This is a genomic window from Streptomyces sp. NBC_01197, assembly GCF_036010505.1.
Lineage (GTDB): Bacteria > Actinomycetota > Actinomycetes > Streptomycetales > Streptomycetaceae > Streptomyces.
In genome coordinates this window covers 6,064,094-6,086,749 of record NZ_CP108569.1, presented here as the reverse complement: position 1 = coordinate 6,086,749, position 22,656 = coordinate 6,064,094, and the positions used below count along the sequence as shown (strand labels likewise).

The following is a 22,656-nucleotide window of genomic DNA, read 5'->3' as shown; positions in this document are numbered from 1 at the left end:
GGTCCAGTTCGAGCAGCGGGCGCCCTGCTCCAGGGCGCGCACCGGCGTCCTGGCCGGGCTCTGTGCCGGGCTGCGCCGGGCCGGTTCCGGATGTCATGCCGGCTCCAATCGGGGGGTGGCGTCCAGGAGTCGGCGGGTGTAGTCGTCCGCCGGGTGGGCGAAGACGTCCAGGACGTCGCCGGTCTCCACGACCCTGCCGCGGTTCATGACGGCGACCCGGTCGGCGGTCTCGGCCACCACGCCCAGGTCATGGGTGATGAGGACGACGGCCATACCGTGCCGCTGCCGCAGCTCGACCAGGAGATCGAGGATCTGCCGCTGCACGGTGACGTCGAGGGCGGTGGTCGGTTCATCGGCGATGAGCACCCGCGGCCTGGCGACCAGTGCGGTCGCGATCATCACACGCTGGCGCAGCCCTCCGGAGAGCTCGTGCGGGTACTGCCGGTAGCGGCGTTCCGGGTCGGGGATGCCGACCTCGTCCAGCGCCGCGACGGCGGCCTCCCGGGCCTCGGACCGGGACAGTCCCTGATGGTGCCTGAGCACTTCGGCGACCTGGCTGCCGACCCGCTGGAGCGGGTCGAGGCTGGTCATCGGGTCCTGGAAGACCATGGCGATGTCATGGCCCCTGATCCGGCCGAGCTCCTTCTCGGAGAGCGCGAGCAGGTCATGCCCGTCGAAGAGGATCCGGCCGCCGCTGTAGACGCAGGGCGGCGCCGGGTTGAGGCGCAGCACCGAGAGGGCAGTGGCCGTCTTCCCGCTGCCGGACTCGCCGACGACGGCGAGCGTCTCTCCGGCGCGGACCTCCAGGGAGACACCCCGGACGGCGTGCACGGTGGAGCTTTCGAGCCGGAAGTCGACGCTGAGGTCGCTGATGCGCAGCAGCGGCGCTGCGGGGGCCGGGGTGGGCGGTGTGGGCTTCATCGGCGGTACGCCTTCGGGTCCGCGACGTCGCGCAGGGCGTCGCCGGTGATGTTGACAGCGAGCGAGGTGATCATCAGGGCGGCTCCGGGGAAGACGGCGAGCCACCAGGAGGTGCCCAGGTAGAGCTGTCCGTCGGAGAGCATCGAGCCCCAGGTGACGGTCTCCTTGGGCACACCGAGCCCGAGGTAGCTCAGCGACGCCTCGGCGACGATGGCGGCGGCGATGTGCAGGGTGCCGATGGTGGCGAGGGGCGCCATCACGTTGGGCAGCAGATGACGCCGCATGATGGTGGCGTCCGTGACGCCGATGGCCCGTGCCTCGGTGATGAAGTCGCGGGAGCGCAGCGACATGACCTCGGAGCGGACGACACGGGCGTACGAGACCCAGCCGGTGAAGCCGAGTACGAGGATCACGTACCAGAGGCCGGAGCCGAGGAATCCGACGATGGCCAGCGCCAGCAGGATCGCGGGGAACGCCAGTTGTACGTCGGCCAGCCGCATCAGCACCCGGTCGGTCCAGCCGCCGAAGTACCCGGAGGCCAGCCCGACGGCGGTGCCGATGACTCCGGCGAGCAGTGCGGCGCCCGCGCCCACCAGCAGTGAGACCCGGGTGCCGTAGATGACGCGGGACAGCATGTCCCGGCCGAGCTGGTCGGTGCCGAGGAGGTGGGCGCTGCTGCCGCCGTGCTGCCAGCCGGGCGGCCGGAGTCTCAGCAGCAGGTTCTGGGCGTTCGGGTCGGATGGGGCGATGAGCGGGGCGAACACGGCGGCGATCAGCATGACCGCGAGTACGGCCAGGGCGATGACCGCGAGCCGGTTGCGCAGCAGGGCCCGCAGTGCGGCGGATCCGGGGCCGCGGGCCGGCGCCGGAGCCGGGGCGGGAGGGGCCGGTGGTGTGACGGGCGTCGCGGCCGTCGTGGCCGTGGGGCGTGCCGGGGGCTGCGTGCTCACTTGGTTGACCTCACCCTCGGGTCGAGGAAGCTGTACGAGAGGTCCACCAGCAGGTTCACCACGACGAAGGTGGCGGCGAAGAAGAGCACCGTTGCCTGGACCAGCGGGAAGTCGCGTTTGGAGATGGCCTCGATCGTCAGTTGTCCGACGCCGGGCCAGGAGAAGACCTGTTCGGTGAGGATCGCGCCGCCGAGCAGACTGCCCACTTCGAGGCCGACCACCGTGATCACGGGCAGCGACGCGTTGCGCAGCCCGTGCCTGAGCACCACCTTGAGCGGGCCGAACCCCTTGGCCCTCGCGGTACGGATGTGGTCGGAGGAGAGCACATCGATCAGCGAGGACCGCAGCAGCCGGGCGACCACCGCGACGGAGTAGACGGCGAGCGTGACCGCCGGGAGTACGAGGTTGGCGAAGGTGCCGTATCCGGACGCCGGAAGGGCGTGCAGTCCCACCGCGAAGACGAGGATGAGCAGGATGCCGACCCAGAAGGGCGGTGTGGACTGCCCGAGCAGCACTCCGGTCATCACGCCGCGGTCGGAGGCCCGGCCGCGCCGCATGGCGGCGAAGATCCCGGCCGGCACCGCGATGACCAGGGTCACCACCAGTGCGGCGCCCGCGAGTTGGAGGGTCGCGGGCAGCCGGTCGGCCAGGACGGTCCTGACCGGTTCGTTGTAGAAGAGGGAGTTCCCGAAGTCGAGGCGGGGCAGCCCCTGGAGGAAGTCCAGGTACTGGGTGAGCAGCGGCCTGTTCAGTCCGAGGCTCGCCCGCAGCACGGCATCCTGGTGTGCGGTGGCGTCCGGCGGGAGCAGCTGTTTGACGGGGTCGCCGGAGAGCCGGACCAGGAAGAACGAGACGGTCGCCGTGCACAGCAGGACGAGCAGCGCGGTGCCGAGCCGCACCAGGACGCCGCGCAGCAGCCCGGTCCGGTCGCGGACGGTGCGGCGGGCCGGGCCGGGCGTTCGCACGTCCGGTTCCCGGAGGGACAGGTCGCTCATACCGTGACCTCCGCGTTCTGCATGGCCAGCGAGCCCACGACGCCCGGTTTCCACCGGGGCCGCGCGTTGCGGGCGAGGATGTTGTCGAGCTGGTAGAGGAAGACGAAGGGCGCCTCCTCGCGCATCAGCCGCTGGAGGTCGGAGAAGGCGCGGGCGCGTTCGGCGGGGTCGACCGAGAGCTCCTCGGCGTCGATGAGCCGGTCGGCCTCCTTGGAGTGCCACCTGCTCTGCCTGCGGTCGCTGCGCACGACGGACTGGAGCATGCTCTCGCCGTCGAGGGTCCAGACGGTGCTCGCCGCCAGATACATCGGGCCGAGCGCGCTGTGGTCGTCGGAGGTGAGCCGGGCCGCGTACGTACCGGGGTCGAGGAGGGCGACTCGGGCGTGCACCCCGGCCCGGGCGAGGAGTCCGGACAGCGCTTCGGCGACGTTGGAGTCGACGTTGGACGCGGTGAGTGTGGTGGAGAAGCCGTGCGGGTATCCCGCTTCGGCGAGCAGCGCGCGGGCCTTCGCCGCCGAGCGGGCGAAGGGCTTGACCGACGGGTCGAAGCCGAAGGCGCCGCGCGGGATCATCGCGGGGACCTCCCGGGCCTTGCCGCCCAGCACCGCCTTGATCAGCAGCGGGACGTCGATCGCGTGGTTGAGCGCCTGCCGCACCCGGTGGTCGCCCAGCGGGCCGCCGTCCAGGGTGTTCAGCGAGAGGTACGAGGTGCGGATGCCGGGGTAGCTGTCCAGCGTGACCCCGGTGTATCCGTCCAGCTGCTGGGCGGCGTCGGGGGTCAGCCCGGCGACGAGGTCGACGCCGCCGCTCTGCAGGGCCGCGAGCGAGGAGGAGGGGTTGGGCGCCGGGCTGAAGACCAGCCCGTCCACGCTCGGCCTGCCCTGCCAGTGCCGGGGGTTGGCCCGCATCCGCAGCTGGTGGTCGCGCTGCCAGCTGACGAAGGTGAACGGGCCGGTGCCGACGGGGTGGCCGGCGAATCCCTCGTCCCCGACCCGCGCGATGTAACGCGGCGGGACGACCACACCGCCGAACAGGGAGAGCTTGTCGGGCAGGATCGGGTCGTGCAGCGTGGTGTGCACGTCCACGGTGAGCCGGTCGACGACGCTCACGCTCTTCACATAACGCAGCTCGACGATGGGCGACTTGGTCGCCGGGTCGAGCAGCCGCTCGATGCTGAACTTCACGGCGGCGGCGTCGCAGGGCTCACCGTTGTGGAAGGCCACACCGGGGCGCAGCCGGAACCGCCAGGTCCGCGCGGAGCGGGCCGTCCAGGAGAGTGCCAGGCGCGGGTGCAGCTTGTTGTCGCCGCCCCGGGTGGTGAGCGTGTCGAACATGTTGATCAGGGCGTTCATCGACACCATGTCGCCCTGCTTCTGCGGGTCCATGGTCGTGGCGTCGCCGGGCTGCGAGACCCGCAGGACATTGCCGGCGCTGCTCGCGGGGTTGGCACCACACCCCGTCAGAAGAGCCGGGGCGGCGACGGCCGGAATGAGCAGACCGCCGAGCCGCACCACGTCGCGGCGGGACGGGTGGTTGCGGTCCACGGCCCACCCCTGACGTATTCGTTCCATTGAACAACACTTCCGTTCCGGAAGATGGAATGCGATGCGGTTAAGCTAGGCGTCATGCCGAACACCGTCAACACCCGATCGAGCGAGCAGGAGCCCGGGAAGGGCCCCGTCGACAAAGCGATGGAGGTACTGGAGGCACTGGTACAGGCGGGCGGCCCGCACCGGCTGGGCGAGCTCGCGCGGCGCACCGGTCTCACCAAACCGACGGTCCACCGCCATCTGCGGACGATGGCCGAGTACGGCTTCGCAGAGCCGGCGGAGGGCGGCAGTTACCGCGCGGGACCCCGGCTGCTCGGCCTGGCCGCGGCCGCGCTGGACACCGGGGACGATCTCCGGCTGGTCCGCCCGGCGCTGGCCGATCTGCGCACCCGCACCGGACAGCTCGCGTACTACGCGGTACGGCACCGGGCCACCGCCGTGCACCTGGAGCAGTCGGAACCGGTGCGCGGCTACCGGATGGGCACCCGCCCGGGCGGCGAGACCCCGCTGTACTGCACCGCGGCGGGTCTGGCGATGCTCTCCGCGCTGCCGGAGCCGGAGGTGACGGAGGTACTCGAAGAGACCGCGCTCACCGCGCACACCTCCCGTACGCTCACCGGACCGGACGCGATCCGGGCCGAGTTGCGGCGTACGGCTGAGCGTGGTTACGCGGTCGACGACGAGTACCACGAGCAGGACGTCCGCGCGGTGGCCGCGCCGGTGACGGACGGGGACGGACGAGTCGTGGGCGCGATCGGCATCTCCGGGCTGACGTTCACCCTTGATCCGGAGAGCGCCGGGCTGTTCGGGCCGATGGTGCGCGCTGCGGCCCGCACGGTCTCGGCCGGCCTCGGCAGCAGCGGCCCCGCGCTGGGCGTCGTCGGCCGCAGGACGGCGCGCGACGGTGACCGGACATGAGCAGCGTGAATCCGGCAGGGGGCGCGGCGGACACCGCCCGGCCGGCCGGGCTGCTTGCCGCCGGGCGGGAGCGCCGGGTGTACTCGGCGGCCGCCTGGTCGGTCGGCACGGCCGACGGTCCGCTGGACCGGGGCTGGACCGGCACCAGGAGCTGGACGGGTCCCGGGCTCGACGGCGGCGAACTGTGGGATCTCGCATCCGTGACGAAGCCGGTCGCGGGCCTCGCGGTGATGGCCCTGGCCGATGCGGGCGCCCTCGCGCTCACCGACACCGTCGGCGCGCATCTGCCGGAGTACCGGGGCGGCGACAAGGCCCACCTGACCCTCCATCAACTGCTCACGCACACCTCGGGACTGCCCGGCCGGGTACCGCTCTACCGGGAGAGCCCGACGCGTAGGGCACTGCTGGACGCGGTACGGGGGCTGCCGCCGGCCGCTCCACCGGGCGCCCGTGTCCAGTACTCCTCGCAGGGGTTCATCCTGCTCGGGCTGATCGCGGAGGCCGCTGCCGGGCGCCCGCTGGACCAACTGGTGGCGGAACTGGTCTGCGCACCCCTGGGGATGACGGACACCGGTTTCACCCCGGACGCGGCGGGCCGGGCGCGCGCGGTGGCCACCGAGGACTGCCCGTGGCGCGGCCGGGTGGTGACCGGCGAGGTGCACGACGAGAACGCCGCGGTGCTCGGCGGGGTGGCCGCCCACGCCGGCCTGTTCGCCACCCTGGGCGACATGGAACGGCTGGGCAGATCACTGGCGGGCGGCGGCCGGGAACTGCTGCGCCCCGCGACGTTCGCCCTGATGACAGCGGGCCACACGGACGGCCTCGCCCAGCGCAGAGGGCTCGCCTGGCAGGGCCAGGACCCGGTCGGCTCCCCCGTCGGCGACTCCTTCGGGCCCGCCTCGTACGGGCACACGGGTTTCACGGGCACGAGCCTGTGGGTCGACCCGGCGACCGGACGGTACGCGGTACTGCTCACCAACCGGGTGCATCCCAGCCGGGACGGGGACGGCATCACAGCGGTGCGCCGCGCCTTCCACGACGCGGCGCACAGACTCGACGGGAGGTGACCGGGGCGCGGCTCGGCCTGGCTGTCAGGCCCGGTCGCCCGTCGCCGGGACGTCGCAGCCGTCCGGGCCGCAGACCTCGCCGTCCCCGCCGAACCCCGCCAACCGGGGCTTGGCGCCCCAGGCCTGGCCGAGCGCCTCGGTGAAGACCTCGGCGGGCTGGGCACCGGACACGCCGAAGGCCCGGTCGAGGACGAAGAAGGGCACGCCGTTCGCACCGAGTTCAGCCGCCTCGCGCTCATCCGCCCGTACGTCGTCGGCGTAGGCGGCGGGATCGGCGAGCACCGCGCGGACCGCGTCGGCGTCGAGCCCGGCCTCCACCGCCAGCTCCACCAGATACGCGTCCCCGTTGAAGACGGACCGCTCGTCCGCGAAGTTCGCCCGGTAGAGCAGCCCGATCAGCTCGTCCTGGCGGCCCTGCTCCTTGGCGAGGTGCAGCAGCCGGTGCATGTCGAAGGTGTTCCCGTGGTCACGGCCCTCCGTGCGGTAGCCGAGCCCCTCGGCACCGGCATTGGCGGCGATGTTGTTCTCGGCCTCCTGCGCCTGCTCCATGCTCAGCCCGTACTTCTTGCTGAGCATCTCGAGGACGGGCGCCGCATCGCCCTTGGCCCGCCCCGGGTCGAGCTCGAAGGAACGGTGCACCACCTCGACCTGGTCACGGTGCGGGAAACCGGCGAGGGCCTTCTCGAACCGGGCCTTGCCCACGTAGCACCAGGGGCAGGCGATGTCGCTCCAGATCTCGACGCGCATGTTCTTCATCTCTCCAGGGTCGTACGGCGCAGGAAACCCCACGCCCCCGCGGGAACATGCAGACGGACCAGCCCATTCCCGGCGCCCGGCCGCGGTCCGGCACGGCCCGGCAGGCGAGACCGCTGCGCCTCACCACAGCGGCCGGGCGTCGCGGTCACTCTCCGGGTGCTTCCGTCATGCCGTCCGGCGTCGGGGCCGGGGGGTCGGCCGGCGGGGTGCCCGGCGGAGCCAGCAGGAGGGGGAGGTAGACATCGTCGACGATCTCCGTGATGACCTCCTCCGGGACCGGGGCCCCGTAGAGCAGATAGTGGTTGCGGAGCAGGTCGACCGCCACCGTGGCCCGCCGTGACCCGGGCACCCACGGCTCGATCTCGCCACGTGCGGCAGCCCGTAACAGGACACTCTGGATCGGCCCCGGGCCTGCGGGCCCGACCCGTTCGCGGACCAGCCGGGCGAACTCGGGATCGTGCATGGCCTCCGTGAGCAGGCCGCGGAGGATGTCGCCGTGCGAGGTGGCGAACTTGGCGGAAAGTTGCCGCAGTACGGCGACCACGTCGGTGCGCAGGGCGCCGGTGTCGGGCAGATCGGCATCGGTCAGGCGGCGGGCCGCGCAGGCGTCGATGACGAGTTCGGCGCGGCCGGGCCACCGGCGGTAGAGGGCGGCCTTGCCGGTGCGGGCCCTTACGGCCACGCGCTCCATCGTCAGTCCGGCGTAACCGACCTCGGCGAGTTCGTCGAGGACCGCCGTCAGGATGGCTTTTTCCAGCTCCTCGCCCCGGCGGCGAGGGTTTCTGCGATGGTCACCGGTCGACCGGTCCGGCGCTTCCCCGTTGGTTGGAGGCATGACTCCCAGCCATTTATCAAACACCCGTTGTGAACCCCGAGTGCGTCAGCCTAGCCTCCGATTAGAGAACTGACCGTTCTTTAAGCGTCGAAGCACATCGAGGGGAACGATGACCGAGACCGTTACCACGCCCTCATCAGGCGCCCCCGCCTTTCCCAGCGACCGCACCTGTCCCTACCAACTGCCCGACCAGTACAACGACCTCCGAGGACGGGAGGGGGCACTGCAGCGGGTCACCCTCTACGACGGCCGGCAGGCCTGGCTGGTGACCAGGTACGAGACGGCGCGGAAGCTGCTGGCCGACCCCCGGCTGTCGTCCGACCGGACGCACGTCGCCTTCCCTGCCACCTCCGAGCGGGTGACCAGCTTCCGGGACCGCCGGCCGGCCTTCATCGGCCTGGACCCGCCCGAGCACGGGCCGAAGCGGCGCATGACCATCAGCGAGTTCACCGTCCGGCGCATCAAGGGCATGCGGGCCGAGGTCGAGGAGATCGTGCACGGCTTCCTGGACGAGATGATCGCCTCCGGGCCGCCCGCCGACCTCGTCAGCCAGTTCGCGCTGCCCGTACCGTCCATGGTGATCTGCCGGCTGCTCGGCGTGCCCTACGCGGAACATGACTTCTTCCAGGACGCCAGCAGGCGGCTGATCCAGTCCCCTGACGCGGCCGGGACACGTGCTGCCCGGGACGAGCTGGAGAGCTATCTGGGCGGCCTGGTGGACTCCTTGCGCGGCGAGTCCCGGCCGGGCCTGCTCAGCACCCTGGTCACGGAGCAGCTGGAGAAGGGCACGATCGACCGCGAGGAGCTGGTGTCGACCGCCATCCTGCTGCTCGTGGCCGGCCACGAGACCACGGCGTCGATGACCTCACTCAGCGTCATCACCCTGCTCGAACACCCCGACCAGTACGCCGCGTTGCGCTCCGACCCGTCGCTGGTGCCGGGTGCGGTGGAGGAACTGCTGCGCTATCTGGCGATCGCGGACATCGGCGGAGCGCGTATCGCGACAGCTGACATCGATGTCGAGGGGCAGTGCATCAGGGCGGGCGAGGGCGTCATCGTCACCAACTCCATCGCCAACCGCGACAGTTCGGTCTTCGCCGACCCGGACACCTTCGACGTGCGGCGCGAAGCCCGCCACCATCTGGCGTTCGGCTACGGGGTGCACCAGTGCCTCGGCCAGAACCTGGCCCGCCTCGAACTGGAGGTCATCCTCACGGCGCTGTTCGACCGGCTGCCGAACCTGCGGCTCGCGGTGCCGGTGGACCGGTTGACACTGCGTCCTGGTACGACGATCCAGGGCGTCAACCAACTCCCGGTCACCTGGTGACCGCGGCGAAAGGAGCAGCCATGCGTGTGACGGCCGACCGGGAGGTCTGTGTGGGAGCGGGCCTGTGCGCGCTGACGGCGCCCGAGGTCTTCGACCAGGACGACGACGGTGTCGTGACGGTGCTGGCCGGCGAGCCCGGCGACAAGGACCGCGCCGCGGCGCGTGAGGCCGGGATGCTCTGCCCGTCGGGCGCGGTGCGCGTCGACGAGTAGGACCCGCGTGGGACGGCGGTGGCCGGTCCGGTCGTAACCGGGGCCGGCCCCGCCGGCCGCCTCGGCCCGCCGGCCGCCGCAGATGGCCCAGGGTGCTCCGCTTTCGGGCGACACCTCAGCCCGGCGCCCGACCCTCGACGTCCCGGTGCCCGACGATCGCAGGCGGCCGGCCCCGCCCCGGCCGTGGAGCGTCCGATCACCGGGAGACCGCAGTGCACATCCTGCTCGTCGCGAGTGCCTTCAACAGCCTGACCCAGCGCGTACACGCCGAGCTGCGGGACCATGGCCACACGGTGGCCGTCGCCATCGCGCTGCCCGACCCGGCCCGGCACGACGCGACGCTGCGGGAGGCCGTCCGCCGCCACCGGCCCGAGCTGATCGTCGCCCCGCTGCTGAAGACGGCCGTCCCGGAGGACATCTGGACCGCGCACACCTGCCTCATCGTGCATCCGGGGCCTGCCGGTGACCGGGGCCCCTCCTCCCTGGACTGGGCGATCCAGGAGGGCGTGACCCGGTGGGGGGTCACGGTCCTGCAGGCCGGCGCGGTCATGGACGCCGGTGACGTCTGGGCCACCGCGGAGTGCCCGGTGCCCCCGGTGGGCAAGAGCGATCTCTACCGCAACGAGATCTCCGACGCGGCGCTGCGGGCCGTGCTGCTGGCCGTGGAGCGCTTCGCGTCAGGCACGTACTCCCCCGAACCGCAGCAGTCAGAACCGCGGCAGCCCGAGCCCCGGCGGCCGGTGCGGCAGGGCAGCATCGGCACCCGGCCCTATATGCGGCAGGAGCAGCGGCGGATCGACTGGCGGGCGGATTCCACCACGGCGGTGGTACGCAAGCTGCGCGCCGCCGACTCGAACCCCGGAGTACGGGACGAACTGCTCGGCGGTGAGTGGTTCCTGCACGGCGGCCACCCCGAGGACGGGCTGCGCGGCCGGGCGGGTGAGCTGCTGGCCACCCGGTCGGGCGCCGTCTGCCGGGCGACGGCCGACGGAGCGGTGTGGATCCCGGAACTGCGGCCCCGGCGCGTGCCCGGGCAGCCGCCCACGTACAAACTGCCCGCCGTCAGCGCGCTCGGCGACCGGCTCCCGGAACTGCCCGAACTCCCCGCGCCCCTGCGGCCGGACGGGGACTGCCGCACCTGGAGCGACATCCGGTACCGGGAGGAGGGTCGGACCGGGTTCCTGACGTTCTCCTTCCCCGGCGGCGCGATGAGTACGGCGCAGTGCGAGCGGCTGCTCGCCGCGTACCGGACCGCCATCGCCCGGCCCACTTCGGTCCTGGTGCTGGGCGGCGGCCGGGACTTCTTCAGCAACGGCATCCATCTCAACGTGATCGAGGCGGCCACCGATCCGGCGGCGGAGTCCTGGGCCAACATCAGCGCCATGGACGACCTGGTGGAGGCCGTTCTGACGACCACCGACCGTCTGGTGGTCTCCGCTGTGGGCGGCAACGCCGCCGCGGGGGGAGCCATGCTGGCCCTGGCGGCGGACGAGGTCTGGTGCAGGGCGGGCGCGGTGCTGAACCCGCACTACCGGCTGATGGGCCTGTACGGATCCGAGTACTGGACCCGCACCCTGCCGCGCCGGGCGGGAGCGGATGTCGCCGGGGAGCTGATGCGGCGGGCGCTGCCGGTCAGCGCTGCCGCCGGGCAGCGCATCGGTCTGGTGGACCGGATCGTCGAGTGCGCCCCACAGGACTTCCCGGCCGCGGTCGCCCGGCTCGCGGCGTTCCTCGCGTCGTCCTCCGGCGCGCAGTCGCGGGCGGCGGCCAAGAAGGCGGAGCTGGAGCGCGAGGAGGCCGTCAGGCCGCTGGCGGCCTACCGGGAGGACGAACTGGCGCGGATGGCCCGCACCTTCGGCGATCCGGACGCGCCATACCACGCGCTGCGACGTGCGTTCGTGCACAAACTGCCACTGCCCGGAACACCTGAGCACCTCGACATCCACCGGCCGGGACAGCCGGGGGCGGCGCCGGGTGACGGGGCATGACATAGCGCCGCCCTCACCACCAGGAACCGCCCGGGGCCACCAGGAGCCCCTGCGGGCTATCAGAAGGGCGCCCGGCTCTCAGCTCCGGACCCGCACGGCCGGGATCGCCAGCCGCAGCGAGACGTGCGCCCTGTCAGGGTCACTGACCGCCGGCTCGTACGGCAGCCATCCGTGGCGGGCGTAGAACCGCTGGGCGCGCAGATTGTGTTCGTACACTTCGAGCCGGGCCTCGGGCACCGCGTCCCGCTGCCAGGCCGCCACGACCGCGTCGTGCAGGGCGCCACCGATCCCCCGGCTCCAGCGGGCCGGGTCGACGTGGAACTGCATGAGGGTCATGCCCCCGTTGAAGACCCGGAACGACGCGACCCCGGCGACGATGCCCGCCACCTCGGCGCAGAGCACCCCGCCGTCCTGCCGGCCGATCGCGCCGACCCAGCCCTCCCGCACCTGCGCGTGCACCTCGGCGCTCGCGTACTCCTCGACCGGTATCCGGCCTTCGTAGTACGTGGCACGGGCCGCCGCGTGGAGCGCCGCGATGGTGTCGATGTCCTCCGGGCGCGCCGGGCGGATCAGAGCAACGGACGTCATGGCGGGGAGGACGCCGGCTGATCACCGCACGGTTGCAAGACGGCTGAAGGAGGTCCGGTAGGCGCTGGGGGTGAGGCCGGTGCGCCGGGCGAGGTGCCGGCGCATCGAGTCGGCCGTGCCCAGACCGCTGGCGGCGGCGACCCGGTCCATCGGGAGCTTCGTGGTCTCCAGGAGTTCACGGGCCCGCTCGATCCGCTGGTGAAGCAGCCACTGAAGGGGGCTGACCCCTGTCTCCGCCAGAAACCTGCGGGAGAGCGTACGGATGGAGACGCCCGCGTGCCGGGCGAGATCGGAGAGGGTCAGGGGCTCATCCAGGTGCTGCATGATCCAGGCGCGGGTCTCGGCGAAGGAGACGCCGCGTTCGGGCGGCAGCGGGGTATCGGTGGACTGTGCCTGCCCGCCCGGCCGCACGGGGGCGACCAGGGCACGTCTGGCCACCTCATTGGCGATGGCCGCCCCGTGGTCGGTGCGGACGATATGCAGGCAGAGGTCGAGACTGGCCGCGTAACCGGAAGCCGTCAGGATCCGCCCGTCCTGGACGTAGAGGACGTCGCTCTGCAGGCTGACCGAGGGGTAACGGCGGGTCAGCTCCTCGCCGTTCTGCCAGTGCGTGGTCACCGGGCGCCCGTCGAGCAGACCGGCCTCGGCCAGCAGGAACGCGCCGGAGCAGATGGCGGCGATCCGCTTGCCCGCGGTGGCCGCGGTGCGGATCGCGTCGAGCGTGCGCGGGTCGAAATCCTGGCGCAGCCCGGCGCCCGCGATGATCACCGTATCGGCCCGCAAGACGGCTTCGAGGCCGTGGCGCACCTGGATGTCCAGCCCTCCGGTGGTGGCGACCGGGCCGGGCTCGGGGGCGCAGATGGTGGTCTCGTACCCGGGCACGCCGTCCACCTCGGCCTTCTCGAAGATCATCTCCGGGACGGCCAGATTGAACATCGAGACGGGCGGAGTGGCGATAACCGCTACACGGTACGGACGGGGCATGGCCAGAACCTCCGGTTGCATGGCATTCAGGCCACTACTGTACGGGCGCCCCCTTCGCCAGACTCGCCGTATGACAATCGCAAGCGCCGTCCACGGCACCTCCACCCGGCCCGCGACGGACAGCCGGGGCCGGGCCCCTTCGCCCGGGCTCACTCTCTTCGCCGCGCTGTTCGGCTTCTTCCTGATCACCCTTGACGCGACCGTCGTCACCGTGGCGCTGCCCGCGGTCAGCAGCGATCTGGGCGGCGGGCTCGCCGGGCTCCAGTGGGTGGTTGACGGCTACACCCTGGCCTTCGCAGCGCTGATGCTCTCCACCGGCGCGCTCTCCGACCGGATCGGCGCCCGGCGGGCGTACGCGAGCGGAATCACCGTCTTCACGCTCGCGTCCGCCGCCTGCGGTCTGGCCCCGGGCCTGCCCGTACTGATCGGTTCACGGGTGCTTCAGGGCGTCGCGGCCGCGGTTCTGCTGCCCGCCTCACTCGCGCTCGTACGCCAGGCTTACCCGGAACCGGCGCGGCGGGCCCGCGCGGTGTCGCTCTGGGCGGCGGGCGGTTCGGTCGCGGTGGCGCTGGGACCCGTCGCGGGTGGGGCGCTGACCTCCGCGTGGAGCTGGCGCGGGATCTTCTTCATCAATGTGCCGGTGTGCGCCGTAGCTCTGCTCCTGCTGTCCCGCACCCCGCGTTCGCACCGCAGGCCCGCCCCGCTGGACCTGGCGGGTCAGCTGACCGCCGTGCTGATGCTGGCGTCGGTCACCTTCGCGGTGATCGAGGGCGGCACCGCCGGGATCGTCGCGGGCGGGGTGGCCCTGGTCATGCTGGCCGTGTTCCTCCGTGTCGAGTCCCGGCATCGGCATCCTGTGGTGCCACTGGGACTGTTCCGGAACCGGGCGGTCTCGGTCTCGCTGGGCGCGGGCGCGGCGAACAGCATCGCCTTCTACGGCCTGATCTTCGTACTGAGCCTCTTCTTCCAGCAGGTGCGGGGACAGTCCGCGATGAGCGCGGGGCTGATGTTCCTGCCGATGTCGGCGCTGATCCCGCTGGTCAACGTCCTCGCGGGGCGGCTGGCGGACCGCTTCGGGCCGCGGGTGCCGATGCTGGTCGGCCAACTGGTCGCGGCGGCGGGGGCACTTCTGCTGCTGACGGTCTCGCGGCGTACTCCGGACGTCCTGGTGGCGGTCGCCCTGATGCCGCTCGCCCTGGGGACGGCTCTGACCGTGCCGCCGCTCACGGCCACCATGCTGGAGGCGGTGCCCGGCGAGCGGGCCGGACTGGCGGCGGGGGTGCTCAACGCCGGGCGACAGATCTCCGGCGGCCTGGCGGTCGCGGTCTTCGGCGGACTGGTCGCCGGGGGTGGCTTCGCTGCCGGGATGCGGACGTCGCTGCTGGTCAGCGCTGTCCTACTGGCCCTCTCCGCGCTGGCCACAGCACGGCTGCGGACGGCGCGGATGACCCTGCGGCCCGCCGCTGCCGGGTCCACGGAGGAGCCCGCGGCCCCCGCGGGGTGAGGCCGGCGGGCCGGGCGCGACCCCGCCCGGCCCCGCCATCAGCTCCCGTCGCGCAGTCCCCTGGGCGCGCGGTCCCGGTAGACGAGCGAGTCGAACGTCACCGCGCAGCCTTCGGCTGCGGGGCACTGGGCCAGGAAGCCGATCCGGGCGCCGGCCGCCGCCGCTCCGTCGCCGAGTGCGAAGACCCGTACGAAGGTCCAGCGTTCGCCGTCGGCCGACGCGTGGAAGGCGAAGGCCTTCCCGGTCCGGCTGATCCGCAGCCAGACGCTGTCGCCCTCCACCACCGAGGAGTTGACGTCGTCGGAGTACCCCCTGGTCACGACCGAGCAGATGGTGGGGGTGTCAGGGGAGAGTTCGAAGCAGAGCTTGGCCCACTCCCGTTCGCCGGTCTCCAGGTACAGCGCGCCCGCGTCCCCCGCGCCGACGAAGCCGACCGCCACCCTGGCGATCAGCTGGAAGTCGCCGGGCGGTGGTGTGCCGAGCAGCCTGGGCGCGTCCGACGCCGGCTCGGGTGAGTCGCCCGCCGGGGGCACGAACAGGTCCTCGCGCGCTCCGGCGCGCACCGAGAGCGCCCCTTCCTCGTACTTCCAGGGGGCCTGTGGGCCCTCCGCAAGCAGTGGGAAGGGCAGCTCGGGCAGCCGGGTCACTCGGGGAGGCCGTTGATGCGGCGGGGCAGGCCCAGCGGGTTGGCCTCGCGCAGCTCGGGCGGGAGCAGCGCGTCGGGCGTGCTCTGGTACGCGACCGGGCGCAGCCAGCGCTCGATGGCGGTACCGCCGACCGAGGTGGAGGTGGAGGTGGTGGCCGGGTAGGGGCCGCCGTGGTGCTGGGCGGGGGCGACCGCGACCCCGGTGGGCCAGCCGTTGACCAGGACCCGCCCGGCGAGCGGGGTGAGCTCGTCGAGCAGAGCGGCGGCTGTGGTGCCCTCGCCCGCGGCCTCGGCTGTGGAGACCTGGAGGGTCGCCGTCAGATTGCCCGGCAGCCGGGAGAGCACCGCGGTGATCTCCTCGGTGGATCCGTAGCGTGCGACGACCGTGACGGGGCCGAAGCACTCCTCCAGGAGGAGATCGTGCTCGCCGTCCGCTGCCAGCAGCGCCGCGGGCAGCGTCAGGAAGCCCGCGCTGACGGTGTGCTCGCCGCCCGCCCCGGGCGTGACCGGGGCGTCGACCCCGGTCAGGGCGGCCCGTTCGCGTACGCCAGCCAGGAAGTTGTCGCGCATCCGGTGGTCGAGCAGGACACCCGCCTCGCTGTCGCTGACCGCGGCCGTGAGCGCCTTGACCAGGGCGTCGCCACCGGCCCCGGTGGGCGCGAGCACGAAGCCGGGCTTCACGCAGAACTGGCCGGTGCCGAGGGTGACGGAGCCCGCGAGCCCCGCTCCGATCTCCTCGGCGCGCTCGGCGGCGGCGGCCTCCGTCACCACGACCGGGTTGAGCGAGCCCAGCTCGCCGTGGAAGGGGATCGGGACCGGCCTGGCGGCAGCCGCGTCGAAGAGGGCACGCCCGCCGCGCACCGACCCGGTGAAACCGGCGGCGGCGACCAGCGGGTGCTTGACGAGCGCCACTCCGGCCTCGAAGCCGTGCACCACGGAGACCACCGCGGGGTCGAGGCCGACCTGCTCGGCGGCCCGGTGCAGCACCGAGGCGCAGAGCTCGGACGTCGCGGGATGGTCGGGGTGCGCCTTCACCACGACCGGGCAGCCGGCCGCGAGCGCGCTCGCGGTGTCGCCACCCGGCACCGAGAAGGCCAGCGGGAAGTTGCTCGCCGCGTACACCGCGACGACGCCGAGCGGCAGCTTGTACCGACGCAGGTCGGGCCGGGGCGGGGTCGCGCCGGCGTCCGGGTGGTCGATGCGGACGTCGAGGAAGGAACCCTCGTCGATCACATCGGCGAAAGCCCGGAACTGCGCGGTGGTACGGGCGAGTTCACCGGTGAGCCGGCCGGGGCCGAGCGCGGTCTCGGCGTCGGCGGCCTCGATGACATGGGGCCTGGCCTCGTCGAGCAGGTCGGCGGCGGTACGCAGCAGGGCTGCCCGTACCCTACGGTCGGCGAGCGACGCACGCGCGGCGTGGGCGGCGCGGACCACTTGGTCCACTTCACCCGTCGCGGCCTCCAGCGCGACCTGCTCGCGCTGCTTCCCGGTTCGGGGGTCGACACTCCAGACTGGTGTTGCTGCCACCGCGAACGTCCTTCCAGATCCACTGCCGCAAACCACTGCCGCACAACGAGTCGTTCGGTAAAGTTGTTCGGTATTCTGAACAAAGTTCCTGATGATGAATATCTCCTGGAACTCTAATAACGCGTGTTCAGCATTGACAAGAGGGGCAGGGTCGAATGTCGGCTGCCGAGACAGCAGGTGGGGCGCAGGTCAAGTCCGCGGTGCGGACGGTCGAGTTGCTCGAGTACTTCGCCGGGCGCCCCGGCATGCACTCGCTCGCGGCCGTACAGGAGGCGGTCGGCTACCCCAAGTCCAGTCTCTACATGCTGCTGCGCACGCTGGTGGAACTGGGCTGGGTGGAGACCGACGCGACCGGCACGCGGTACGGCATCGGCGTACGCGCCCTGCTCGTCGGTACCTCGTACATCGACGGCGACGAGGTCGTCGCGGCGGCCCGCGCCACCCTCGACCGGCTCTCCGACGACACGACGGAGACCATCCACCTCGCCCGACTCGACGGGACCAACGTCGTCTATCTGGCCACCCGCCAGTCGCAGCACTACCTGCGCCCGTTCACCCGGGTCGGCCGCAGGCTGCCCGCGCACTCGACCTCGCTGGGCAAGGCGCTGCTCGCCACCCACAGCGACGAGCAGGTACGCAAGATGCTGCCGGAGACCATGCCGCAGCTGACCGAGCACACCATCACGGACCGCGAGAAGCTCATCGAGGAGCTGCACCTCGTCCGCGAGCAGGGGTACGCCGTGGACCGCGAGGAGAACACGCTGGGGCTGCGCTGCTTCGGCGTGGCCATCCCGTACCGGACCCCGGCCCGCGACGCGATCAGCTGCTCGGTGCCGGTGGCCCGGCTCACCCCGGCCCATGAGCAGATGGTCAAGGACGCGCTCTTCGACGCCCGCGACCGGCTGACCCTCGCGACCCGGCGGCTCTGAGCGGCGGTGATCCGGCTCTCACCCAGATGAGAGATCGCTGAGAAATCCGCCGGCCGGGAACGGCGCCGCCCGCCCCGCTCGTCCTCACACGGGATGAACAAGACAATCAGGCGCGCCTCGGTCTTCTGTCTGCTGCTGGTCCTCGCTCTGCTCACGCGGGCGACCTGGGTGCAGGGGTACGAGAGCAAGGCCCTCGCAGACAACAAGAACAACCGGCGGACCGCCATCGCGCAGTACGCGAAGCCGCTGGGCGACATCATCGTGGGAGGCAGGTCGGTCACCGGATCGAAGCGGACGGACAGCGGCGACCTCGCCTACCGGCGTACGTACACCGACGGAGACCTGTACTCGGCCGTGACCGGGTACAGCTCGCAGGCGTACGGGTCGACGCAGCTCGAAGGGATCTACAGCGACGTCCTCGACGGGACGGACACCCGGCTGAAGAACCCGGTCGACGCGCTCACCGGCAAGCAGACCGCCCCCGGTGACGTCCTGACGACGATCAGTCCGGCCGTGCAGAAGGCGGGGTACGAAGCACTCGGCAGCAAGAAGGGCGCCGCCGTCGCCATCGACCCGAAGACCGGCGAGATCCTGGGCATGGTCTCCACGCCGTCCTACGACCCGTCGAAGATCAGCGGTACGACGGACGGCGACGCCTGGAAGCAGCTGACCACCGACAAGGACCAGCCGATGCTCAACCGGGCGCTGCGCCAGCCGCTGCCCCCGGGGTCGACCTTCAAGCTGGTGGTCGCGTCGGCCGCGCTGGAGGACGGGCTGTTCTCGTCGATCGACGAGAAGACCGACAGCCCCGACCCGTACCGGCTCCCCGGCACGACTACGGACCTCACCAACGAGAGCGCGTCGGACCCCTGCAAGAACGCGTCGCTCCGCACCGCCCTCGAGTACTCCTGCAACACCGTCTTCGCCAAGGTGGCCGACGACCTGGGCCAGGACAAGGTGCGGGCGATGGCGGAGAAGTACGGCTTCAACGACTCCAAGCAGGATGTGCCGGTGCGCGCCTGGCCGAGCAACTACCCCACGCACATGTACAAGGCACAGACGGCGCTGAGCGGCATCGGCCAGTTCGATGTGACGGCCACCCCGCTCCAGATGGCGATGGTGACGTCCGCCCTGGCGAACGGCGGGGTGATGGCCGGCCCGCACATGGTGTCCAAGGTGACGGACGGCGACGGCAACACGCTGCAGTCCTACGGGAAGGACGCCGGCAAGCGGATCGTCTCGTCGTCCACGGCGGCCCAGCTCCAGAGTGCGATGCAGACGGTTGTCGAGCAGGGCACGGGTTCGAGCGCGAAGGTCCCCGGCGCCGTGGTGGGGGGCAAGACCGGCACGGCCCAGCACGGTGTGAACAACGACAAGGCGCCGTACGCCTGGTTCACGTCGTACGCGAAGGACAAGTCGACCGGCAAGGAGGTGGCGGTCGCGGTGCTCGTGGAGGACTCGGACGCGGCCCGTGCGGAGGTGAGCGGCAACGGCCTCGCGGGGCCTGTCGCCCAGAAGATGATGGCGGCGGCGCTGAAGTAGCCGGCCGGTGATCCATTACGGTCCCCGGCGGGCGCTCCAGCCCATAGGGTGCCGCCATGGTGATACGACTGCCCCGTTCCCCGTCCGGCTGGACCATGGCCGTCTTCGGTGTGCTCGCCGTCGTACTGGGAGCCGTGGGCCTGATCTCCCCCGCCGCGCTGCTGGAGGCCCTGGGCTTCGCCGCCCCCGCCTCCGGGCGCCCGGCGTCCGACTACACCCGGACCTTCATCACGGCGTCCTCGATGGCCGCGGTGAACATGGGGGCGTACTACGTGCTGGCGGCCGCCGCCGACTGGAAGGGCTTCTTCCGCTGGACGGTGCCGTTCCGGCTGCTGACCTTCGCGGTCTTCACCACGGCCGTCGTGTCCGGCCGCGCGCCGTCCGGGTTCCTCGGCGTGGGGCTGTGGGAGGGAATCGGCGCGGTCGTGACGGGTGCGGCGCTGCGGTACGAGACGGTCACGGCGCGGCGGTCTGCGCCGGCACCGACGACCTGATCGGCACAGGTGAGTTCACACCCCTGGGCCGCACCCGGCGGCGCGTCCCGTCCGCCGGAGGAGCGGCTCTCCCCCGGCGGCGGTCAGCGCGGGAGCGGTCAGGTCACGGCAGGAAGTACATCGGGTTCGGGATCTTGTACGTCTTGTCGGCGTAGCCACCGCTGAGGTCGGAGTACTGGTCCCCGAAGCTGGCGACGATGTCGTAACCCAGGGACTCGATGTGCTTCCTGGTCCCGGTCTTGAACTGGACGGTGGTGCAGGTCCACTTCGGCTGCCCGCAGCTCAGATAGGACGGGGCAGCGGTCGGGTCCTTGAGGTAGAAGTGGGACCTGTCCACCGGTACCCGGTAACCGGCCCTGGTGAGGTTGGTGGCCGAAGCGGTGCGCTGGGTCTCGTCACGTCCGGTCAGGAAGAAGACCGTGACGCCCTTCTTCGCGGCGTAGTTGACGACGTCGGGCATCCCGAAGACCGCGATCGACCGCGCGCTCTGCACGTAGTCGTTGAAGGAGGCCGCGTTGTAGGCGAAGCCGTTCTTCTTCTCCCAGTCATAGGTGAGCAGCGTCGTGTCGTCCACGTCCAGCACGATGGCGGGCTTGCGGCCATGGCCGGTGCGGTGGAGGGCCTCGGCTATCTGCCGCTTCGCCCGCGCCTCGATGCCTGCGACCTGCTTGGCGTAGTTGCTCTTCGGCGAGGCCTGGTAGACACCCGAAGCGTCAGCCGTACCGCCGTAGTAGGCGTTGATGCTGTCTTCGACCTTGGTGACGTTGGGGATCTCCCGGTCCGTCCTCGGCACTGAGTTGTCGGCGGTGGCGACGCCGATGCCGTAGAGGGCGCTGCCGGCCGCGGCGAGGGCGGCCGTACAGGCGGAGATCCTGGCGAGTCTGGAGGGCATACGCGTCTGCTCCGGTTCTGTTGGTGACGAAGTGCAGGTCACTGGTTGTCTACGCGCATCACATGGAGTGCACAAGGCACTTTGCGCATCTGTTGCGGAGAAACCCGGTTGCGGCCCCCGGGGCCCGGTTGTTGAGTGACCGGATGGATCTCGAAGCGGTACGGGCGGAGTTCGACCTTCGTATGCGGCGGGACGCGCCCCCGGACGGCCCCGGCAGCGTGGTCGAACGGGTCGGCGAGGTCGTACGGCAGACCGGTCCGGACGCCGACAGCTGGAACGGCGTCGTCTGGTCGGGTCTTGACACGGCCACCGCCGATGTGGCGATCGCCGGCGAGGTGCGTCATTTCACCGCGCTGAACCGCGAGTTCGAATGGAAGCTGTACGCCCACGACCGCCCGGCCGACCTGGCCGGCCGGCTCGTGGCGGCCGGGTTCACGCCCGAGCCGCCGGAGACGCTGATGGTGGCCGAGGTCCAGGCGCTGGCGACCGAGGTACGGCTGCCCTCGGGGGTGGAGCTGCGGCCTGTGACGGATGCGGCCGGGGTGGCTCTCATGACCCGCGCGCACGAGGCGGCTTTCGGTGAGGACGGCTCGCGGATCCACCGTCAAGTGCTGAACCGGCTGACCGAGGACCCGGATTCGATGGTCGCGGTAGTGGCGATGTCCGGCGACGAACCGGTCTGCGCGGCCCGGATGGAGTTCCACCCGGGCACCGGCTTCGCCAGTCTCTGGGGCGGTGGCACGGCCCCGGCCTGGCGCGGTCGCGGCATCTACCGAGCCCTGGTCGCCCACCGCGCGGGGATCGCCGCCGCACGCGGTGTCCGCCTCCTCCAGGTCGACGCGTCCGACGACAGCCGCCCGATCCTCCAGCGGCTGGGCTTCGCCGCGCTCACCACCACGACGCCCCATGTGTACGGGGAGCGCTAGCCGGCTGGTTCTTCTGCCGGCCCCGCGTCCCGTCAGCCGTGCTCCGTGTGCAGGGCAGCGTCCCGTCGGGGGCCGTTCTCCGAGTGCCTGGCCGCGTCCCGGCCGGGCGGGGCGCCGTACGCCTTGCGGTACTCGCGGCTGAACTGGGACGGGCTCCCGTAGCCCACGCGGTGGCCGACTTCCGCGACGTCCACCGGTCCCGTCAGGAGCAGGGCGCGCGCCTCCCGCAGCCGGATCTGCTTCTGGAACTGGATCGGGGTCATCGAGGTCGCGGAGCGGAAGTGCCGGTGGAAGGCTGACGGACTCATACCGGCCAGGTCGGCGAGGTCCACGATGCGCAGCGGTTCGTCGAAGTGCCGGCGGATCCAGCGGATCGTGCGGGAGATGTGCGCGATCCTGCTGTTGGCCAGGCCGATCTGGCGGACGAGTGCGCCCTGGTCACCGGTGATGAGCCGCCACAGGATCTCCCGTTCGATGCCGGGTGCGAGCACCCGGAGGTCGTCGGGGCGGCCCAGCAGGCGCAGCAGCCGGACGACCGGGTCGAGCAGCTCGGGCGTCGCGTCGCTGACCGCGAGGCCGGAGAAGCCGGGAGGCTTCGCGGTGTCGCCGGTCTCCAGGAGCAGCGGTGCGATCGCCGCCGGGTCCAGCTTCATGCTGAAGACGACGAAGGGTTCGTCCTCGCGGGCTTCGAGTGCCTGGCCGGCCACCGGCAGGTCGACCGACACGACGAGGTACTGCCCCGCCCGGTAGTCGTAGGGCACCCCGTTCAGGATCGTGCGCTTGACACCCTGGCCGACGATCGCGAGCGACGGCTCCGCCATCGCGCTCACCGGGAGGGTGGGCCGGTACGCGCAGGTGATGGCCACGCCGTCCAGGATCTCCGTCTTCAGCTTCGGGCCGCCGCCCGCGTGGCGCACGATCAGCGTCCGCAGTTCGCCGAGGAGCTCCGCCGTCCGCGCCGCCGGCCGGGCCGGTGGTGACACATCCGCTGCCACATCTGCGGGTGCCGCCGCGCCTGCTGGTGCTGCACCTGGTACTTCCACGCCTGCTGGTACTGCCGGGTCTGCCATGGCGGCATTGGAGCAAGGTCGGCAGGATCGTGCAA

General features: G+C 71.8%; 22 protein-coding genes. 10 read left to right on the top strand and 12 right to left on the bottom strand.

Features of this window, described 5'->3' with window-relative positions:
* Window positions 1-93 precede the first annotated feature (93 nt).
* From OG452_RS27955 to OG452_RS27940, 4 genes are read right to left on the bottom strand one after another with little or no spacing between them, the layout of a single operon-like run.
* Window positions 94-921: an ABC transporter ATP-binding protein gene (locus OG452_RS27955; RefSeq protein WP_327298330.1), complete on the bottom strand. Its 828-nt coding sequence runs from the start codon at window positions 919-921 to the stop codon at window positions 94-96.
* Entirely contained in the window at window positions 918-1,871 is a 954-nt protein-coding gene (locus tag OG452_RS27950) for an ABC transporter permease (protein WP_327298329.1), read from the bottom strand. Before OG452_RS27950 ends, OG452_RS27955 begins: the two co-directional genes overlap by 4 nt.
* Entirely contained in the window at window positions 1,868-2,866 is a 999-nt protein-coding gene (locus OG452_RS27945) for an ABC transporter permease (RefSeq protein WP_327298328.1), read from the bottom strand. Before OG452_RS27945 ends, OG452_RS27950 begins: the two co-directional genes overlap by 4 nt.
* On the bottom strand, window positions 2,863-4,437 hold the full coding sequence (locus OG452_RS27940) for an ABC transporter substrate-binding protein (RefSeq protein ID WP_327298327.1): 1,575 nt from the start codon (window positions 4,435-4,437) through the stop codon (window positions 2,863-2,865). Before OG452_RS27940 ends, OG452_RS27945 begins: the two co-directional genes overlap by 4 nt.
* Window positions 4,438-4,491: 54 nt before the next feature.
* On the opposite strand from OG452_RS27940, the gene OG452_RS27935 reads away from it, so the two are divergent.
* A complete protein-coding gene (locus tag OG452_RS27935) occupies window positions 4,492-5,334 on the top strand; it encodes an IclR family transcriptional regulator (protein ID WP_327298326.1) in 843 nt (280 codons plus the stop codon).
* Window positions 5,331-6,401, top strand: a complete 1,071-nt coding sequence (locus OG452_RS27930) for a serine hydrolase domain-containing protein (RefSeq protein WP_327298325.1) — start codon at window positions 5,331-5,333, stop codon at window positions 6,399-6,401. Before OG452_RS27935 ends, OG452_RS27930 begins: the two co-directional genes overlap by 4 nt.
* Before the next feature lie 24 nt (window positions 6,402-6,425).
* On the opposite strand, the gene OG452_RS27925 is transcribed toward OG452_RS27930, so the two are convergent.
* Complete coding sequence (locus OG452_RS27925; RefSeq protein ID WP_327299808.1) at window positions 6,426-7,148, bottom strand: DsbA family oxidoreductase; 723 nt, start codon at window positions 7,146-7,148, stop codon at window positions 6,426-6,428.
* Between the two features lie 154 nt (window positions 7,149-7,302).
* Window positions 7,303-7,992, bottom strand: coding sequence for a TetR/AcrR family transcriptional regulator (locus OG452_RS27920; RefSeq protein WP_327298324.1), 690 nt, complete (start codon window positions 7,990-7,992; stop codon window positions 7,303-7,305).
* Window positions 7,993-8,101: 109 nt separating this feature from the next.
* On the opposite strand from OG452_RS27920, the gene OG452_RS27915 reads away from it, so the two are divergent.
* The 3 genes from OG452_RS27915 (at window position 8,102) to OG452_RS27905 (ending at window position 11,519) form a co-directional block, all read left to right on the top strand.
* On the top strand, window positions 8,102-9,319 hold the full coding sequence (locus tag OG452_RS27915; protein WP_327298323.1) for a cytochrome P450: 1,218 nt from the start codon (window positions 8,102-8,104) through the stop codon (window positions 9,317-9,319).
* Window positions 9,320-9,339: 20 nt separating this feature from the next.
* Complete coding sequence (locus OG452_RS27910; RefSeq protein ID WP_327298322.1) at window positions 9,340-9,531, top strand: ferredoxin; 192 nt, start codon at window positions 9,340-9,342, stop codon at window positions 9,529-9,531.
* A gap of 212 nt (window positions 9,532-9,743) precedes the next feature.
* Complete coding sequence (locus OG452_RS27905) at window positions 9,744-11,519, top strand: enoyl-CoA hydratase-related protein (RefSeq protein WP_327298321.1); 1,776 nt, start codon at window positions 9,744-9,746, stop codon at window positions 11,517-11,519.
* Between the two features lie 78 nt (window positions 11,520-11,597).
* Here OG452_RS27905 and OG452_RS27900 read toward each other — a convergent pair whose 3' ends face one another.
* A complete protein-coding gene (locus OG452_RS27900) occupies window positions 11,598-12,107 on the bottom strand; it encodes a GNAT family N-acetyltransferase (protein WP_327298320.1) in 510 nt (169 codons plus the stop codon).
* 21 nt (window positions 12,108-12,128) lie between these two features.
* The gene (locus OG452_RS27895) at window positions 12,129-13,091 is read right to left on the bottom strand and encodes a GlxA family transcriptional regulator (protein WP_327298319.1); all 963 of its coding nucleotides are present in this window, start codon (window positions 13,089-13,091) and stop codon (window positions 12,129-12,131) included.
* 70 nt (window positions 13,092-13,161) lie between these two features.
* Here OG452_RS27895 and OG452_RS27890 point away from each other — a divergent pair, with 70 nt between their 5' ends.
* Window positions 13,162-14,595: an MFS transporter gene (locus OG452_RS27890; RefSeq protein WP_327298318.1), complete on the top strand. Its 1,434-nt coding sequence runs from the start codon at window positions 13,162-13,164 to the stop codon at window positions 14,593-14,595.
* A gap of 38 nt (window positions 14,596-14,633) precedes the next feature.
* Here the strand turns inward: OG452_RS27890 and OG452_RS27885 are convergent, their stop codons facing one another.
* Both OG452_RS27885 and OG452_RS27880 read right to left on the bottom strand, forming a co-directional pair.
* Entirely contained in the window at window positions 14,634-15,242 is a 609-nt protein-coding gene (locus OG452_RS27885; RefSeq protein ID WP_327298317.1) for a DUF1349 domain-containing protein, read from the bottom strand.
* Window positions 15,239-16,768, bottom strand: coding sequence for an aldehyde dehydrogenase (NADP(+)) (locus tag OG452_RS27880; RefSeq protein WP_327298316.1), 1,530 nt, complete (start codon window positions 16,766-16,768; stop codon window positions 15,239-15,241). The genes OG452_RS27885 and OG452_RS27880 overlap by 4 nt, the downstream gene beginning before the upstream one ends.
* Before the next feature lie 155 nt (window positions 16,769-16,923).
* Between OG452_RS27880 and OG452_RS27875 the strand changes: the two genes are divergently transcribed.
* The 3 genes from OG452_RS27875 (at window position 16,924) to OG452_RS27865 (ending at window position 19,733) form a co-directional block, all read left to right on the top strand.
* A complete protein-coding gene (locus OG452_RS27875; protein ID WP_327298315.1) occupies window positions 16,924-17,697 on the top strand; it encodes an IclR family transcriptional regulator in 774 nt (257 codons plus the stop codon).
* A gap of 93 nt (window positions 17,698-17,790) precedes the next feature.
* Window positions 17,791-19,239, top strand: a complete 1,449-nt coding sequence (locus OG452_RS27870; RefSeq protein ID WP_327298314.1) for a peptidoglycan D,D-transpeptidase FtsI family protein — start codon at window positions 17,791-17,793, stop codon at window positions 19,237-19,239.
* 56 nt (window positions 19,240-19,295) lie between these two features.
* A complete protein-coding gene (locus OG452_RS27865) occupies window positions 19,296-19,733 on the top strand; it encodes a hypothetical protein (protein ID WP_327298313.1) in 438 nt (145 codons plus the stop codon).
* 103 nt (window positions 19,734-19,836) lie between these two features.
* On the opposite strand, the gene OG452_RS27860 is transcribed toward OG452_RS27865, so the two are convergent.
* Complete coding sequence (locus OG452_RS27860; RefSeq protein ID WP_327298312.1) at window positions 19,837-20,625, bottom strand: HAD family acid phosphatase; 789 nt, start codon at window positions 20,623-20,625, stop codon at window positions 19,837-19,839.
* A gap of 143 nt (window positions 20,626-20,768) precedes the next feature.
* On the opposite strand from OG452_RS27860, the gene OG452_RS27855 reads away from it, so the two are divergent.
* Window positions 20,769-21,551 carry a GNAT family N-acetyltransferase gene (locus tag OG452_RS27855; RefSeq protein ID WP_327298311.1) on the top strand — a complete coding sequence of 261 codons (783 nt, stop codon included), beginning with the start codon at window positions 20,769-20,771 and terminating at the stop codon, window positions 21,549-21,551.
* A gap of 32 nt (window positions 21,552-21,583) precedes the next feature.
* On the opposite strand, the gene OG452_RS27850 is transcribed toward OG452_RS27855, so the two are convergent.
* A complete protein-coding gene (locus OG452_RS27850; protein ID WP_327298310.1) occupies window positions 21,584-22,534 on the bottom strand; it encodes an AraC family transcriptional regulator in 951 nt (316 codons plus the stop codon).
* Window positions 22,535-22,656: the final 122 nt, after the last annotated feature.